The sequence below is a fragment of the Streptomyces flavotricini genome (assembly GCF_020639365.1).
In the GTDB taxonomy this organism is placed as follows: Bacteria; Actinomycetota; Actinomycetes; order Streptomycetales; family Streptomycetaceae; genus Streptomyces; species Streptomyces flavotricini.
Map to the genome: position 1 here is coordinate 2673281 of NZ_JAINUL010000001.1, position 15639 is coordinate 2688919.

The 15639-nt window shown below is 74.1% G+C and carries 2 protein-coding genes; both read right to left on the reverse strand.

The features are described from left to right. Complete coding sequence (locus K7B10_RS11905) at positions 1 to 4566, reverse strand: non-ribosomal peptide synthetase (protein ID WP_229336083.1); 4566 nt, start codon at positions 4564 to 4566, stop codon at positions 1 to 3. Beyond that, on the reverse strand, positions 4563 to 15608 hold the full coding sequence (locus K7B10_RS11910; RefSeq protein ID WP_229336084.1) for a non-ribosomal peptide synthetase: 11046 nt from the start codon (positions 15606 to 15608) through the stop codon (positions 4563 to 4565). Before K7B10_RS11910 ends, K7B10_RS11905 begins: the two co-directional genes overlap by 4 nt. Positions 15609 to 15639 lie beyond the last annotated feature (31 nt).

Consider the following 15639-nt stretch of genomic DNA (forward strand, 5'->3'; position numbering starts at 1 on the left):
TTACAGCTCCCACTCTGAGTCGAGATCGTCGATGTCGGCCTGGCTCAGCGAGACCAGGGGCAGGTCGGACGGGGTGTGGCCGCCGGACCGGAGGGTGTCGATGCGCTCGGGCAGCGCCCGGAGCACGGCCACGAGGGCGTCGGCCAGTTCGTGCACGGCGCTCTCGGGGAGGAGGGCCTCGGGCCACATGAGGCTGATGTCCAGGCGGGGGCCGTCCGCCTCGTCGCGGGTGAGCATGGCGACTTCCAGCGCGTGGGGTACCGGCATCCCGTCGTCCGAGCCGCTGCCGAGCAGGTCCTCGGCCGGGGCGGGGGCCCAGTCGCCGGCCGTCGGGGCCGAGAACCGGCCCAGGTAGTTGAAGCCGATCTGCGGTGGGGCCTGCGTTTCGAGTTCCGCCGCCGTGCGGGGGTTGAGGTGGCGCAGGAGTCCGAAGCCGATGCCGTGGTCGGGCAGTGCCCGGCGCTGCTCCTTGACCCGCTTGAGGCCCTGGAGGAGGGAGGGGCTGGTGCGCCAGTTCGACACCTTGGGGTCCAGACGCACCGGGTGGATGCTGGTGAACCAGCCGACGGTCCGGGAGAGGTCGACGCCTTCGCCCAGCTCCTCCCGGCCGTGGCCCTCGACGTCGACGAGCACGGCGGTGTCCTCGCCCGCGCCGCGGCGGCGGCGCCAGTCGGCGGTGGCGAGCGCGAGGCCCGTGAGCAGGACGTCGTCGACACCGCCGTTGACGGCCGCGGGCACGGTGGTCAGCAGCTTCTCGGTGGTGCCGGCCGGGAGCTCGCGGCGGACGTAGCGCACGGTGCCCGCGGTGTCCCGGGCCGGGTCGAGCGGACGGTCGGTCAGCAAGGGCTCCGAGGCACCGAGTACGCGTCGCCAGACGGGCAGTTCCGCCTCCCGCGTCGGCGCCTGCGCCTGCTGACGGAGCAGCTGCGACCAGCGGCGCACGGAAGTGGCGCCCCCGGCGGTGTCGGGCCTGCGGCCGGCCGCGAGGGCCGCCGCGGCCTGCGCCAGGTCGGGCACCAGGATCCGCCAGGACACTCCGTCCACCGCGAGGTGGTGGACGACGAGCAGCAGCCGCCCCGGACGCTCCGGTCCGGCGTCGAACCAGACGGCCTGCACCATCGTGCCGTCCTCCGGAGCGAGCCGGGCCCTGGCGGCTTCGGCGTGCCGGCCGGGCCAGGCATCGCCTTCGGCGGCGAGGTCGACGCGGTGGAGGCAGTCGGCGGCCCGGACCGTGCCCTTCGGCGGGATCTGCAGCGTCCACCGATCGGGGCCGCGGTGCAGCCTCATGCGCAGCGCGTCGTGCCGGTCGAGCAGGAACTGCAGTGCGTCGCGGAGCAGTTCTCCGTCGAGTCCGGCGGGTACCTGGAGGGTCATCGACTGGTGGAACCCGTCGATCGGCCCGCCGAGGCCGCGCAGCCATTCCATGACCGGGGTGGGCTGCAGCTCGCCGACGGGCTCGTCGGCCACGGTGTCCGGGGCCGTGTCCACGGCGCGGGCCGCGGCGGCCAGCGCCTCGACGGTCTTGAGCTCGAACACCTGGCGCGGGCTCAGGACGAGTCCTGCCTTGCGGGCCCGCCCGACCAGCTGGATGGACATGATGCTGTCGCCGCCGAGGTCGAAGAAGCTGTCCGCGACCCCGACCCCCGGCACCGCGAGGACGTCCGTGAAGAGGGCGCACAGCACCTCCTCGCGGGGCGTGCGGTGCAGTCGGCCTACCGGGGCGTGCTCGATCGCGGGGCGCGGCAGGGCGGCGCGGTCGACCTTGCCGTTGCGGGTCAGCGGTAGTTCGTCGAGGACGACGAACGCCACCGGGACCATGTACGCGGGGAGCGCCTCGGCCGCGTGCCGGCGCAGCTCCTCGGTGTCGAGGACCGCTCCGTCGGCGGGGACCAGGTAGGCGGTGAGACGCTTGTCGCCGGGCCGGTCCTCGCGGACGACGACGGCGGCGCGGCCGACGGCGGGGTGCCGGCCGAGGATGGTGCGCACCTCCCCCGGCTCGATGCGGAAGCCGCGGATCTTGACCTGGTCGTCGGCGCGGCCGACGAACTCCAGCGCTCCTGCCGTGCCCCAGCGAACGAGGTCGCCGGTGCGGTACATCCGCGATCCCGGCGCCCCGAAGGGGTTGGCCAGGAACCGCTCGGAGGTGGCCGCGGTCCGCCCCAGGTAACCCCGGGCCAGGCCCTCACCCGCGACGTACAGCTCTCCGACGGCTCCGCGGGGAACGGGTCGCAGCCGCTCGTCCAGGACGTGGACCTGGTGGTTGTCGAGCGGACGGCCGATCGGGACCGACGCCGCGGGCGGCGTGTCGGTGTCCATCCGGTGGTGGGTGGCGAACGTCGTCGTCTCGGTCGGCCCGTAGCCGTTGACCACGGCGGTGCCCGGGCAGTGGTCGAGGACGCGGCGCACCGCCTCGGCGGGGACGACGTCGCCGCCGGTCCAGACCTCCCGTACGCCGGCGAAGAGTTGGGGCCGCTGCTCGGCGGCCAGGTCGAAGAGGCCGGCGGTGAGCCACACCCGCTCCACCCGCTCGTCGGCGATGACCCGGGCCAGGGCGTCGATGTCGAGGTCGCCCGCCGGGGCCACCACGAGCCGGCCGCCGAAGAGCAGCGGCACCCACAGCTCCGCGGTGGAGGCGTCGAAGGCGTGCGGTGCGTAGACCAGGGTCCGGGCGGGCCCGGTGGCCTCCCAGGAGCGGTCGTACGCCAGGCTGACCACGTCGCGGTGCGTGGCGGCCACTCCCTTGGGCTCGCCGGTGGAGCCCGAGGTGTACATGACGTACGCCAGCCGGTCGGGGGCGGCCGGCAGGCCGAGGTCCGCGGAGGGCCCCTCGTGCGACCGGTCGCCGATGACGATCTCGCGGAGCCCGGGTCCGCACTCGCGCCCCCGGCCGGCCCGGTCGGTCAGGACGACCCGGGCGCCGGTTTCGGCGGCCACGCTCTGCCACCGGCTCTTCGGCGCGTCCGCGTGCAACGGGACGTACGCGCCGCCGGCCTTGAGGACGGCCAGGATCGCCACGACGAGGTCGGGCGAGCGGTCCGCCAGCAGCGGCACGCAGCTCTCCGGACCGACGCCTTCGGCGACGAGGCGACGCGCCAGCCGGTTGGCGAGGGCGTTCAGCTCCGTGTACGTGAGCCGGACCTCCCCGGACACCACGGCCACGGCCGCGGGTGTCCGCCGGGCCTGCGCCTCGAACAGCGCCGCCAGATCGTGCTCGGGCAGGGCCGTGGAGGCGCCGGTGCCCGGCTGCGAGGACTCCGGGGACGGCGGCGGCGTGAGCGCCTCGGCCTCCTCGACCGGCGCCAGCAGGTTCTGCGTCATCGTGACGAGCAGCCGGCGCAGGCGGTCCGCGATCTCGGTGACGGCCTCCCGGTCGAGCAGGTCTGGCCGGTGGTCCAGGCGGAAGCGCAGGCGCGGGCCGGGCATGGCCGCCACGGTGAGCGGGTAGTGGGTGGCGTCGTAGCTCTTGGCCCGGGTCACCCGCAGTGCGCCGGCGGCCGGCAGGGCGTCCGGTGCGAAGGGGTAGTTCTCGAAGACCAGGAGCGTGTCGAACAGTTCCCCCGCGCCCGCCTGCCGCTGGATGTCGGCCAGGCCGACGTGCTGGTGCTCCATCAGGCGGGCCTGGCGGTCCTGGAGGGCCCTGCAGGTGTCCAGCAGGGAGTCGGTCCGCCGGTACGGGAGGCGCACTGGGACCGTGTTGATGAAGAGGCCGACCATCGACTCGATGCCGTCGATCTCGGGCGGCCTGCCGGAGACGGTCGTGCCGAAGACCACGTCGTCACTGCCCGCGAGACTGCCGAGCAGCAGCCCCCAGGCGGCCTGGACGAGGGTGTTGAGGGTCAGGCCGTGGCGGCGGGCGGTGGCCTCCAGCGCCGCGGAGACCTCTTCGGACAGCTCCAGTTCGACCGTGTGGGGCATGGCGGTGGCCCGCTCGTGGTCGCCCGGGACCAGCAGGGTGGGCCCCTGGAACCCGGCGAGGGCCTCGCGCCAGGCGGCGAGGGCGGGCTCGCGGTCGCGGCCCGCGAGCCAGGCCAGGTAGTTCTTGTACGGGACGGCCCGGGGCAGGGTCCCGCCGGCGTACAGCCGGAAGAGCTCGTCGAGGAGCACCGGCAGGGACCAGCCGTCGAGCAGGATGTGATGGTTGGTCAGGACGAGGCGGTGGCGCTCGGACGCCAGGCGCACCAGGGTGCAGCGCAGCAGCGGCGCGTCACCGAGGTCGAAGCGCCGGTCCCGGTCCCGCGTCAGCAGGTCCTCGAACTCCCGGTCCTGCGCGTCCCCGGTCAGTGCGCTCAGGTCGCTCTCCTGCCAGGGGAGCTCCACCTCGTGCGGGATGACCTGCATGGTGCGGTCCAGCCCCTCGTGCCAGAACATCGCGCGCAGGTTGGGGTGCCGGCTCAGCAGGGCTTCCACCCCGGCCCGCAGGGCGGGGGCGTCCAGCGGGCCCTGGAGGTCCAGGACGAGCTGGGTGTTGTAGAGGTCGGGTGCATCCGTGTCGTACGAGGAGTGGAAGTACATGCCTTCCTGCAACGACGTCAGCGGCAGGATGTCGGCCAGCCCGGAACGCTTCACTTCCTATTCCTCCATACGGCTTCAAGCAGGTCGATGTTGGTCTGGTCGAGAGAGACCAGGGAGAGGTCCGATGCCGTCAGACCGCCCGCTTCGGGGGCCGCGCCGTGTGCGGCGAGCCCGTCCAGTGCGGCGGCCCACAGCTCGGTCAGTTCGTGCACCTCGGCCTCGGTCAGCAGCCCGTCGGGCCACGACCAGGTGCAGGTGAGACGGGGGCCTTGGCCGTCGTCCCGGGTGAGCGCGTTGAGTTCGAGCACGTGCGCCGCCGGGGCGGCGGCATCCGTGCCGCCGCCGTACGCCCCGTCCTCGGCGACGGGCGCCCAGTCGGTGTCCGCCGCGCCGTTGAACCGCCCGAGGTAGTTGAAGGCGATCTGCGGGCGGGTGGCCAGGGCCGGCAGGCCCGCGGTGTCGGGGTTGAGGTGGCGCAGGAGTCCGTAGCCGATGCCACGGTCGGGCAGGGCCCTCAGCTGCTCCTTGATCCGCTTGACCGCCGCGCCCACCGCGGGGCCGCCGGCGAGCACCTCGCTCCAGGCCACGGCGCCGGGGTCGAGTCGCGCGGGGTGCATGTTGGTGAACCAGCCGACGGTGCGGGACAGGTCCGTGCCCTCCGTGAAGGGCTCCCGTCCGTGGTCCTCCAGGTCGATCAGGACCGCGCTGTTGGCGCTGCGCCCCGTGGTGCGCCGCCACTGGGCGACGGCGAGGGTGAAGGCGGCGAGCAGGATGTCGTTGACGGTGCCCCGGAAGGTCGACGGCAGGGTCGTCAGCAGCGGTTCGGTGCTCTGCGCGGACAGCACCCGGGTGAGGCTGCGGGTCGTGGCGTGGGTGTCCAGCCGCGCGTCCAGGGGACGCTCCCCCAACTCGGGGTCGGCGGTGGCGAGCACCTCGGTCCACAGCGGCAGTTCCGCCAGGCGCCGCGGTGAGCGGGCCTCGTCGCGCAGGGTCCGTGCCCAGGTCCGCAGTGTGGTGGTGACGGAGGGGAGTCCGGGCTCCTGGTCCCGCACGGCGGCCGCGGCGGCGGTGGCCAGGTCGGGCAGCAGGATGCGCCAGGAGACTCCGTCCACGGCGAGGTGGTGGACCATCAGCTGCAGCCGTCCGGAGCGATCCGGGCCGGCGTCCAGCCAGACGGCCTGGAGCATGACGCCGTCCTGCGGGCTCAGCCGGGACCGGGCGGCCTCGCCCGCGGCGGCCATTGCGGCCCGCATCCCGTCGGCGGGTACTCCCGTGGCGTCGACGCGCGTCAGGCACCGGCCGGCGTCCACCGCGCCCGGCGGCGGCACTTCGAGCGCCCACCGCTGCTGCGTACGGTCCAGTCGCAGGCGCAGGGCGTCGTGGTGGTCGAGCAGGGTCTGCAGCGTACGGACGAGACGGGCCTCGTCGATGCCCGCGGGCACCTTCACCACCACCGACTGGTGGAACCCGTCGACCGGGCCGCCCCGCTCGCGCAGCCAGTGCACGATGGGCAGCAGGTCGACCTCGCCCGTGCCGATGTCGGGGGCCCGCTCGGGTGCGGACTCCAGGGGGCGTGCGACGGAGGCCAGTTCGGCGACCGTCGGGTTCTGGAACACGTCCCGCGGGGTGATCTCCAGACCGGCCCTGCGCGCCCGCCCGACGAGCTGGATGGACATGATGCTGTCGCCGCCGAGGTCGAAGAAGCCGTTGTGCACGCCGACCGACGGCACTCCCAGCACCTCGGCGAACAGCTCGCACAGGCTCTCTTCGAGCGGTGTCCGCGGCGCCTGCCCGGCCGCCTGGGCGCCGTAGTCGGGGGCGGGCAGGGCGCCTCGGTCGATCTTGCCGCTGGAGGCCAGCGGGAAGGCGTCGAGGAGTACGACGGCAGCGGGCACCATGTAGTGCGGGAGCCGGCCCGCGAGGTGGCTGCGCAGGTCCGACGCGGAGGGGGAGCTCCCGTCCACCGGTCCCGCGTAGGCCACCAGGCGCCGGTCGCCCGGCCGGTCCTCGCGGACCGCGGCGACCGCCCGCGCGACGTCGGGATGGTCCGACAGTGCGGCGGCCACCTCCTCCAGCTCGATGCGGAAGCCCCGGATCTTGACCTGTCCGTCGGCCCGGCCGAGGTAGTCCATCCGCCCGTCCGCCCTCCAGCGGACGAGGTCGCCGGTGCGGTACATGCGCTCTCCCGGCGCCCCGAAGGGATCGGGCAGGAAGCGCTCCGCCGTCAGGTCGGGACGGTTCAGGTAGCCGCGGGCGGGGCCCGCGCCGCCGACGTAGAGCTCTCCCGTCACCCCGGCGGGCACCAGGCGCAGGTGCTCGTCGAGCACGTACGCCCGCACGTTGGGCAGGGGCCGGCCGATCGGCGGGGTGCCGCCCTCGGTCAGGGCGGTGCTCACCGTGGAGCAGACCGTGGCCTCGGTGGGCCCGTACGCGTTGAGCAGGCGTACCCGGCCCGACCAGCGGCGGACGACGTCCGGCGGACACGCCTCGCCGCCGGTGAAGATCGTGGCCCCGGGCCCGAAGGCGTCCTCGGGCAGGACGGCGAGGGCCGACGGCGGCAGGAGCGCGTGGGTGATGCCGCTCTCGCGGGCCAGTTCCGCCAGCGGCCTGCCGGGCGCCAGCCGGGCGGCCGGTGCGAGCACCACCGCGCCGCCCGACAGCAGCGGCATGAACAGCTCCATGACCGACGCGTCGAAGCTCAGCGAGGCGAACTGGAGGAACCTGCTGCCGGGACCGACGTCCGCCGCGTCGTTCAGGGCGCGCACGAGGTTCGGGATCCCCGCGTGCGGTACGAGGACCGCCTTGGGGCGCCCGGTGGAGCCCGAGGTGTAGATGACGTAGGCGGTGTTGCCCGTCGTCAGCGGGGCCACCCGGTCGGTCTGGGCCGGGGCGTGTCCGGGACCCGCGGCCAGCTCCGCCGAGACCTCGTGCGCGTCCAGTACCAGCATCCGTGCGGCGGGGGCCGGCGCGAGCAGCGCGGCGGCCTCCCGCGTGGTCAGGATCACGGCCGGGTCGGCGTCGGACAGCATGAAGGCGATCCGGTCCGCGGGGTGTTCCGGGTCGATCAGCATGTAGGCGGCGCCGGCCTTGAGCACGCCGAGCACGGCGACGGCCAGCTCGGTGCTCCGGGGCAGGGCCAGGGCCACGATCGCCTCCGGTCCGACCCCTCGCCGGATCAGCGCGTGGGCGATCCGGTTGGCCCGGGCCTCGACCTCGGCGTACGAGAGCTCGGTGCCCTCGAAGACGACGGCCGTGGCAGCGGGGGTCCGTGCGGCCTGGAGCTCGAACAGCTCCCCCACGCAGCCGTGCGGGACCGGCGGGGTGCCGGTGTTCCCGTGCCGCAGGAGTTCCTCCCGCTCGGCCGGGGAGAGGACGGGCGCCTGGCTCAGCCGGGCGAGGGGGTCGGCCGTCATGGCCTCCAGGACCCGTACCCAGCGCTCGGCGAGCCGTTCGACGGTGGAGCGCTCGTAGAGGTCCGTGCTGAATTCGACGAAGCCCGTGACGCCGGCGGGCTCCCCGGCGTCGTCCTGGCGCTCGGACATGCCGAAGGACAGGTCGAACTTGGCGACTTCCAGCTCCACCGGTTCCCGCGTGACCGCGACACCGGGGAGGTCGAGGTCGTACGCGGGCACGTTCTGCAGCGCGAGCACGACCTGGACGAGCGGCTGGACCGAGAGCGAGCGCTCCGGCTTGAGGGCGTCCACCAGGTGTTCGAAGGGCAGTTCCTGGTGGGAGAAGGCCGCCAGGTCCGTCGCGCGGACCCGGTCCAGGAGCTCGGTGAAGGTGGGGTCGCCCGAGGTGTCGGTGCGCAGCACCAGCGTGTTGACGAAGAAGCCCACCGCGTCGTCGAGCGCCTCGTCACCGCGCCCGGCGACCGGGGTGCCGATCGGCAGGTCGGTGCCGGCTCCCAGCCGGGTGAGCAGGGCGGCCAGGCCGGCCTGGAGCACCATGAAGAAACTGGTCCCCCGGGCCCGTGCCAGCTCGTGCAGAGACCGGTGCAGGCTCTGCGGCAGGTCGAAGCCGACCATGGCTCCGCGGTGGCTCGCCACCGCGGGCCGGGGCCGGTCCGTGGGCAGTTCGAGCCGGTCCGGCAGGTCCCGCAGGGCCTCGCGCCAGAAGGCGAGCTGCCGGGCCGCGAGGCTGGAGTCGTCCTCCGCCTCGCCCAGCACCTCGCGCTGCCACAGCGCGTAGTCGGCGTACTGGGCGCCGGGCGGCGTCCAGCCGGGCTCCTGCCCCGCGGTCCGTGCCCGGTACGCGGCGCCCAGGTCGTCGGCCAGGGGTGCGAGGGACCAGCCGTCGCCCGCGATGTGGTGGAGCACGAGGTGCAGGACATGGGTGTCGCCGTCCAGGCGGAACGCGTCGACGCGCAGCGGCGGTTCGGCGGCGAGGTCGAAGGCGTGGCCCGCGGAGGCGGTCAGAGCGGCCGGCAGGTCGGCCGCCGCGACGTCCGCGACCCGGAAGACCGGCGGCACCTCGGTCGCGGGCAGCACCTTCTGGTACGGCACTCCGTCGCGCGCCGGGAAGACGGTGCGCAGGGACTCGTGGCGGCCGATCACGTCCTGGACCGCCCGGCGCAGCGCCGGGACGTCCAGGGCCCCGGACAGGCGCAGCGCCAGGGAGATGTTGTAGGTGGCGCTGGGGCCTTCGAGGTTCTGTACGACCCACAGCCGCCGCTGGGCGTACGAGAGCGGCAGCACCGCCGGGCGCTCGGCCGCGCGCAGGGCGGGCAGGGCCCGCGGCGTACCGGCGATGCGGGTGGCCAGCGCGGCCACCGTCGGCGTCTCGAAGAGGGCGCGCATGGGCAGCTCGACGCCCAGGGCCGACCGGACGCGGCCGACGAGGCGGGTCACCAGCAGGGAGTGGCCGCCCAGTTCGAAGAAGCCGTCGTGGATGCCGATCCCGCCGACGCCGAGGACGTCGCGGAAGAGGCCGAGGAGCACCTCTTCCTCGTGGGTGCGGGGGGCCGCGTCATCGGCTTCGGCGCCCGCCCCGAGGGCGGGGTGGGGCAGGGCCGCCTGGTCCAGTTTGCCGTTGGCCGTCATCGGCATGGCGTCCACGGTCACGAAGGCGGCGGGCACCATGTGCTCGGGCAGGTTGCCGGCCAGGTGCCGGCGCAGCTCGCCGGCGCCGGGGGCCTCGCCCCGGTCGGCGACGACGTAGGCGACCAGGCGCCGGTCGCCCTCGCCGAACTCCCGCAGGACGACGGCCGCGCGGGTGACGGCCGGGTGCTCGGTGAGCGCCGTCTCGATCTCGCCGGGCTCGATCCGGAAGCCGCGCACCTGGATCTGGTGGTCGGCGCGACCGAGGAACTCGAATCCGCCGCCGGGGAGCAGCCGGGCCAGGTCCCCGGTCCGGTACATCCGGGAGCCGGGCGGGCCGAACGGGTCGGCGACGAAGCGCTCGGAGGTCACGCCCGGCCTGTTGAGGTAGCCGCGGGAGACTCCCGGTCCGCTGACGTACATCTCGCCGATGACACCGGCGGGCAGCGGCTGCAGGGCCTCGTCGAGCAGTCGCACCCGGAGGTCGGGCAGGCCCTCGCCGATGAGGCTGCGCGGGGCGGCCGCGGCGTCCTGGCCGAGGGCGAGGTGGCTGACGTGCACGGTGGTCTCGGTGATCCCGTACATGTTGACCAGGACCGGGGCGTCGTCGGCATGGCGTTCGTACCAGTCCGCGAGCTGTCCCAGGTCCAGCTGTTCCCCGCCGAAGACGACGCGGCGCAGGGCGAGCCGGCTGCCCAGCCGCGGGTTCTCGCGATCGCTGCGCATCAGCTCGTAGAACGCCGAGGGGGTCTGGTTGAGGATCGTGACCCGCTCCTCGACCAGCAGCGCGAGGAGCTCCGCGGGTGATCGGACGATCTCACGCGGGATGACGACGAGGCGCCCGCCGTGCAGGAGCGGTCCCCAGATCTCCCAGACGGAGAAGTCGAACGCGTAGGAGTGGCACAGGGACCAGACGTCCTCGGCGCCGAACCGGAACGAGTCCTCGGTGGTCCCGAAGAGGCGGACGACGTTGTGGTGCGGGACCACGACCCCCTTGGGGGTGCCCGTGGAGCCGGAGGTGTAGATGATGTACGCGGCGTTGCCCGGCCGGGGCGCACCGGACGGGTGGGCGTCCCCGAGGTCGAGCGGTGCCTGCGCGGCGAGTTCGCCGATCACGCCGCGGTCGTCCAGCAGGATCGTCGGGGTGCCGTCCGGCAGGGCGCACGAGACCGCGGAGGTCGTCACCGCGCACAGCGGGGCGGCGTCGCCCACCATGAGGGCCAGCCTCTGGGCCGGGTAGTCGGGGTCCATCGGCAGGTACGCGGCTCCGGACTTCAGCACCGCGAGGATCGCCACGATCATCTCGGGCGAGCGCGGCAGGAGCAGCGCGACGACCCGCTCCGGGCCTGCGCCCCGCGCGACCAGCAGCCTGGCCAGCCGGTTCGCCCGCTCGTTGAGCTCGCGGTACGTCACGGAGGTCCCGTCGAAGGAGACCGCGACGGCCTCGGGGGCCCGCCGGACCTGCGCCTCGAAGAGTTCCGGCAGGGTGCGGCCGGGCGCCTGCGACGGGCCGTCCGGCTCCGTCGCCAGGAGGCGGCGCTCGGTGTCGGTCAGCAGGTCGATGGTCGTGACGCGGCGCGCGGGATCGGTCACGGCCGCCCGCAGGAGGCGGGTGAACCGCTCGGCGATGGACCGGGCCGTCGCGCGCTCGAACAGGTCGGTGCTGTATTCCAGACCGCCGACGAGTCCGTTCGCGGTGCCGTCGGCCCCGTACCGCTCGGTGAGGTTGACGAGGAGGTCGAACTTCGCGGCCAGGGCCTCGATGGGTTCGAAGCGGGTCGTCGCGCCGGGGAGGGAGAGCGTGCCGTCCTCGCTCCCCTGCAGCGCCAGCATGACCTGGAAGAGCGGGTGGCGGCCCAGGGCGCGCGGCGGCTTCAGGGCCTCGACCAGGTGCTCGAACGGGACGTCCTGGTGGGAGTAGGCCTCGAGCGCGCTGTCGCGGACGCGGCCGAGCAGCTCCTCGAAGGTCGGGTGGCCGGACGTGTCGGTGCGCAGTACGAGGGTGTTGACGAAGAACCCGACCAGGTCCTGGAGGTTCTCGTCGCCGCGGCCGGCGACCGGGGTGCCGATCGGTATGTCCGTACCCGCGCCCAGCCTGGTCAGGAGGGCGGCCAGCGCGGCCTGGAGCACCATGAAGACACTGGTGTTGGTCCGGGCGGCGAGTGCGGCGAGCTCCTGGTGGAGCTCGCCCGGCAGCCGCAGGGGGACGGTGTCCACACCGTGGGTCGGCCGGGCGGGGCGCCCGCGGTCGCTCGGCAGCGCCAGTTCGTGCGGGAGTCCTTCGAGCTCGCGACGCCAGAAGTCGGTCTGGCGTGCCGCCGGGCTCTGCGGGTCGTCGACGTCACCGAGGACGGCCCGCTGCCAGAGGGTGTAGTCGGCGTACTGCACGGGAAGTGCGCTCCACTGCGGGGCGCGGCCCGCGGTGCGGGCGGTGTAGGCCTCGGACACGTCGCGGACGATGGGACCGAGCGACCAGCCGTCGGCGGCGATGTGGTGGAAGAGGAGCAACAGGACGTGCTCGGAGGGGCCCAGGCGCACGACGGTCGCGCGCAGCGGGAGTCCGGCGGTCAGGTCGAAGGCGGCGCGGGCGGCTTCGGCGAGTACGGCGGCCGCCGTCTCGCCGCTCCCCGTGCCGGCCTCGTCGCCCTCCACGAGACGCACGTCCACGCGGGTCTCGCCGGGCGCCAGGATCCGCTGGTACGGGGCCCCGGCCAGGACCGGGTAGACCGTGCGCAGCACCTCGTGGCGGTCCACGAGGTCGTCGAGGGCCGCACGCAGGACGGTGAGGTCGAGCGCGCCGGAGATCCGGAAGACGAGGGGCACGTTGTAGGCGGGCGCCGCCTCCTGCACCTCGTTGAGGAACCACAGGCGGTTCTGTGCGTGGGACAGCGGAACGTGTTCGGGGCGGGGCCCGGCCACGAGCGCGGGCCTGTCGGCGCCGCCGGTCTCGTGGGCCGGCGCGGCGAGCTGCCCGACGGTGGGGTTGTCGAAGAAGGTGCGCAGCGTGAATTCGACGCCCAGCTGCGTACGGATCCGGTTGATGAGCCGGATCGCCAGGAGCGAATGGCCGCCCATCTCGAAGAAGTTGTCGTCCACCCCCACGGACGGCAGCCCCAGCTCCTCGGCGAAGAGCGCGCACAGCGCCTCCTCACGCGGGTTGGACGGGCCGCGCGCGGCGCTCTTGGCACCGAACTCCGGGTTGGGCAGCGCCGCACGGTCGAGCTTGCCGTGGCTCGTGAGCGGCAGGCCGTCCAGCAGCACGAAGGCGGCCGGGACCATGTACCCGGGCAGGATGGCGGCGGCGTGCTCGCGCAGCCGCTCCTCGTCGGGTGCCTCGGGCCCCGCAGCCGGGACCACGTAGGCGATCAGCCGGTCGTCGCCCGCCCGGTAGCGCCGTACGAGGACGGCGGCCCGGGTCACTCCGGGGTGGCGGGTCAGGGCCTCCTCGATCTCGGCCAGCTCGATGCGGAACCCGCGCAGCTTGACCTGGTCGTCGGAGCGGCCGACGAACTCCAGCTCGCCGTCCTCGCAGCGGCGGACGAGGTCGCCGGTGCGGTACATCCGTGAGCCCGCCGGGCCGAAGGGGTCGGCGACGAAGCGCTCGGCGGTCAGCCCGGCCCGCCCGGCGTAGCCGCGCGCCAGGCCGGCCCCGGCCACGTACAGCTCACCGGTGGTTCCCGGGGGGACGGGGAGCATCGCGCCGTCGAGGACGTAGAGCCGCATGTTGTCCAGCGGCCGGCCGATGGGAACCGCCGCGCCGAGCACCTCGCCCGCGGAGATCGGGTTGCGCGTGGCGAAGACCGTGGTCTCGGTGGGGCCGTAGCCGTTGACGACCGTCAGCTTCGGGTTTTCGGCCAGGGCGGCCCGCACCGCCGCGGGCGAGACGACGTCTCCGCCGGTCCACACCTCCAGGACGTCGCGGAAGCATTCCGGGCTCTGCTCCACCAGCAGGTGGAAGAGGCCGGCGGTGAGCCAGAGCGCGGTGATCCCCTCGTCGACGACGAGCGTGCGCAGGGTGGGCAGGTCGAGGTCCCCGGCCGGCGCCAGGACGACCTCGCCGCCCGTGAGCAGCGGCACCCAGGCTTCGAGGGTGTAGGCGTCCCAGGCGTGCGGCGAGTGCAGCAGGACGCGTGCGGTGGCGCCCGTCTCCCACCAGCCGTCGTGGGAGAGCTCGGCCACGTCGAGGTGGGTGATCGCGGCGCCCTTGGGCCGGCCGGTGGAGCCGGACGTGTACATCACGCAGGCCAGCTGGTCGGGGTGGACCGGGACGCCGGGGTCGGTCGCGTCCATCCCGGCCCACCGGTGCCGCTCGTCCACGACGAGGACGGTCGCCTCGTGAGTGAAGCGGTCGTCGCGCAGGGCGCGGTCGGTGAGCAGGACCGGGGCCGCGGTCTCCGCCATGATGACTTCCCGGCGGGCGGCCGGGTAGCTCGGGTGGATGGGGACGTACGTGCCGCCGGCCTTGAGGACGGCGAGCGTGGCGACGACCAGGTCGACGGAGCGCTCCATGAGCACCGCGACGGGCGTCTCGGCACCCACTCCCATCGTCAGGAGCTGCCGTGCCAGGCGGTTGGCGCGCGCGTCCAGCTCGCGGTAGCTGAGCCGCTCCTCCGGCGAGCGCAGCGCCGGCGCGTCCGGCCGCTCGGCCACGAAGTGGGCGAACCGGTCGACGATGGTCCGGGCCCGGCCCGCCGTCTCGCGGGCCGTCGCGTTGTCGGCGACCAGGACCTGCTCGCGTTCCCGCTCGTCGAGGAGGTCGAGGCGGCCGACCCGGCCGCCCGGGTCGGCCGCCATGGCGTGCAGCACGGCGAGGAAGCGGCGCCGGTGGGTCTCGACCTCCTCGGCCGTGTACATGTCCGGGTTGGCGTCGAAGTCGATGCGTATGCCCCGGCCGTCCATCCGGTCGTGGACCACCACGGAGAGGTCGGGGACGGGCCCGGTGGAGAGGTTGTGCGCGACCGACGTGCAGTCGCCGAAGCGGAGGTCGTAGCCGAACCGCATCACGTTGACGATCGTGCCGAACAGCCGTCGTCCGTCGCCGACCTGCTTGAGGTCGCGCCGGAGGTCCTCGTAGCGGTAGCGCTGATGGGCCATCACCCGGCGGACTTCCCGGGACACCTCCGCGACCAGCTCGGCGACGGTGTCCTGCGGACGTACCGTCAGCCGGAACGGCATGATGTTCGAGGCCATGCCGGGGACGGCGCGCTCGGTGTCGCTCACCCGTCCGGTCACGGGCAGCCCGAGGACGACGTCGGTCGCCCCGGTCACCCGGTGCATGTACGCCGCCGTCGCCGCGATCACCAGCCGCGGCCAGCTCGCGCCGATCCCGCGCGCCGCCTCGCCCAGGGCGTCCACGGCGGCCGCGTCCAGGTGCACGCTGCGCCTGATGAACGTCGCCGCGGTGACCGCCGGCCCCTCGGCCAGCACCGGGACCTCGGGCAGGTCGCCCACGCGCTCCAGCCAGTATTCCCGGTCCGCCTCGTGCTCCGCGGAGCCGCGGTAGTCGCTGTCCTCGTCGAGCAGCAGCCGCAGCGAGCCGAACGCCCCGTCCTCGTGGGGGGTTCCGGCGACCAGGGCGGTGTACACCTGCGCGACGCGCCGCACGATCAGGGAGAGGCCGAAGCCGTCGATCATCACGTGGTGGATGCGCTGGTACCACAGGACCCGGTCGGGCGCCGCCCTGAACAGGACCTGGGTGAAGGCGGCTTCACGTTCGAGGTCCATGGGGCGGGCGAGGTCCGCGCGCATCCACCGCTCCGCCGCGAGCGCGGGGTCGGGCTCGTCGCTGACGTCGACGTGCCGCAGCCGCCAGCCGGAGTCGGGCCGGACGGCCTGTCCCACCGCCCCGGAGCCGGTGACCACGCGCGCCCGCATCGTCTCCGCCTCCCCGATGACGGTCCGCAGCGCCGTCTCGAAGAGTTCCGTGTCGAGTTCGCCCCGGATGTCGAGGTACTCGCCCCACGTGAAGATGGGATTGTCGGGATCCAGCTGCTGGGCGAACCACATGCCGGACTGGGCAGCGGACAACGGCCAGTGGCCGTCCACGGGGGCAGACACGGTACAGCGCCTTCCGGTCGTACGTGAGATC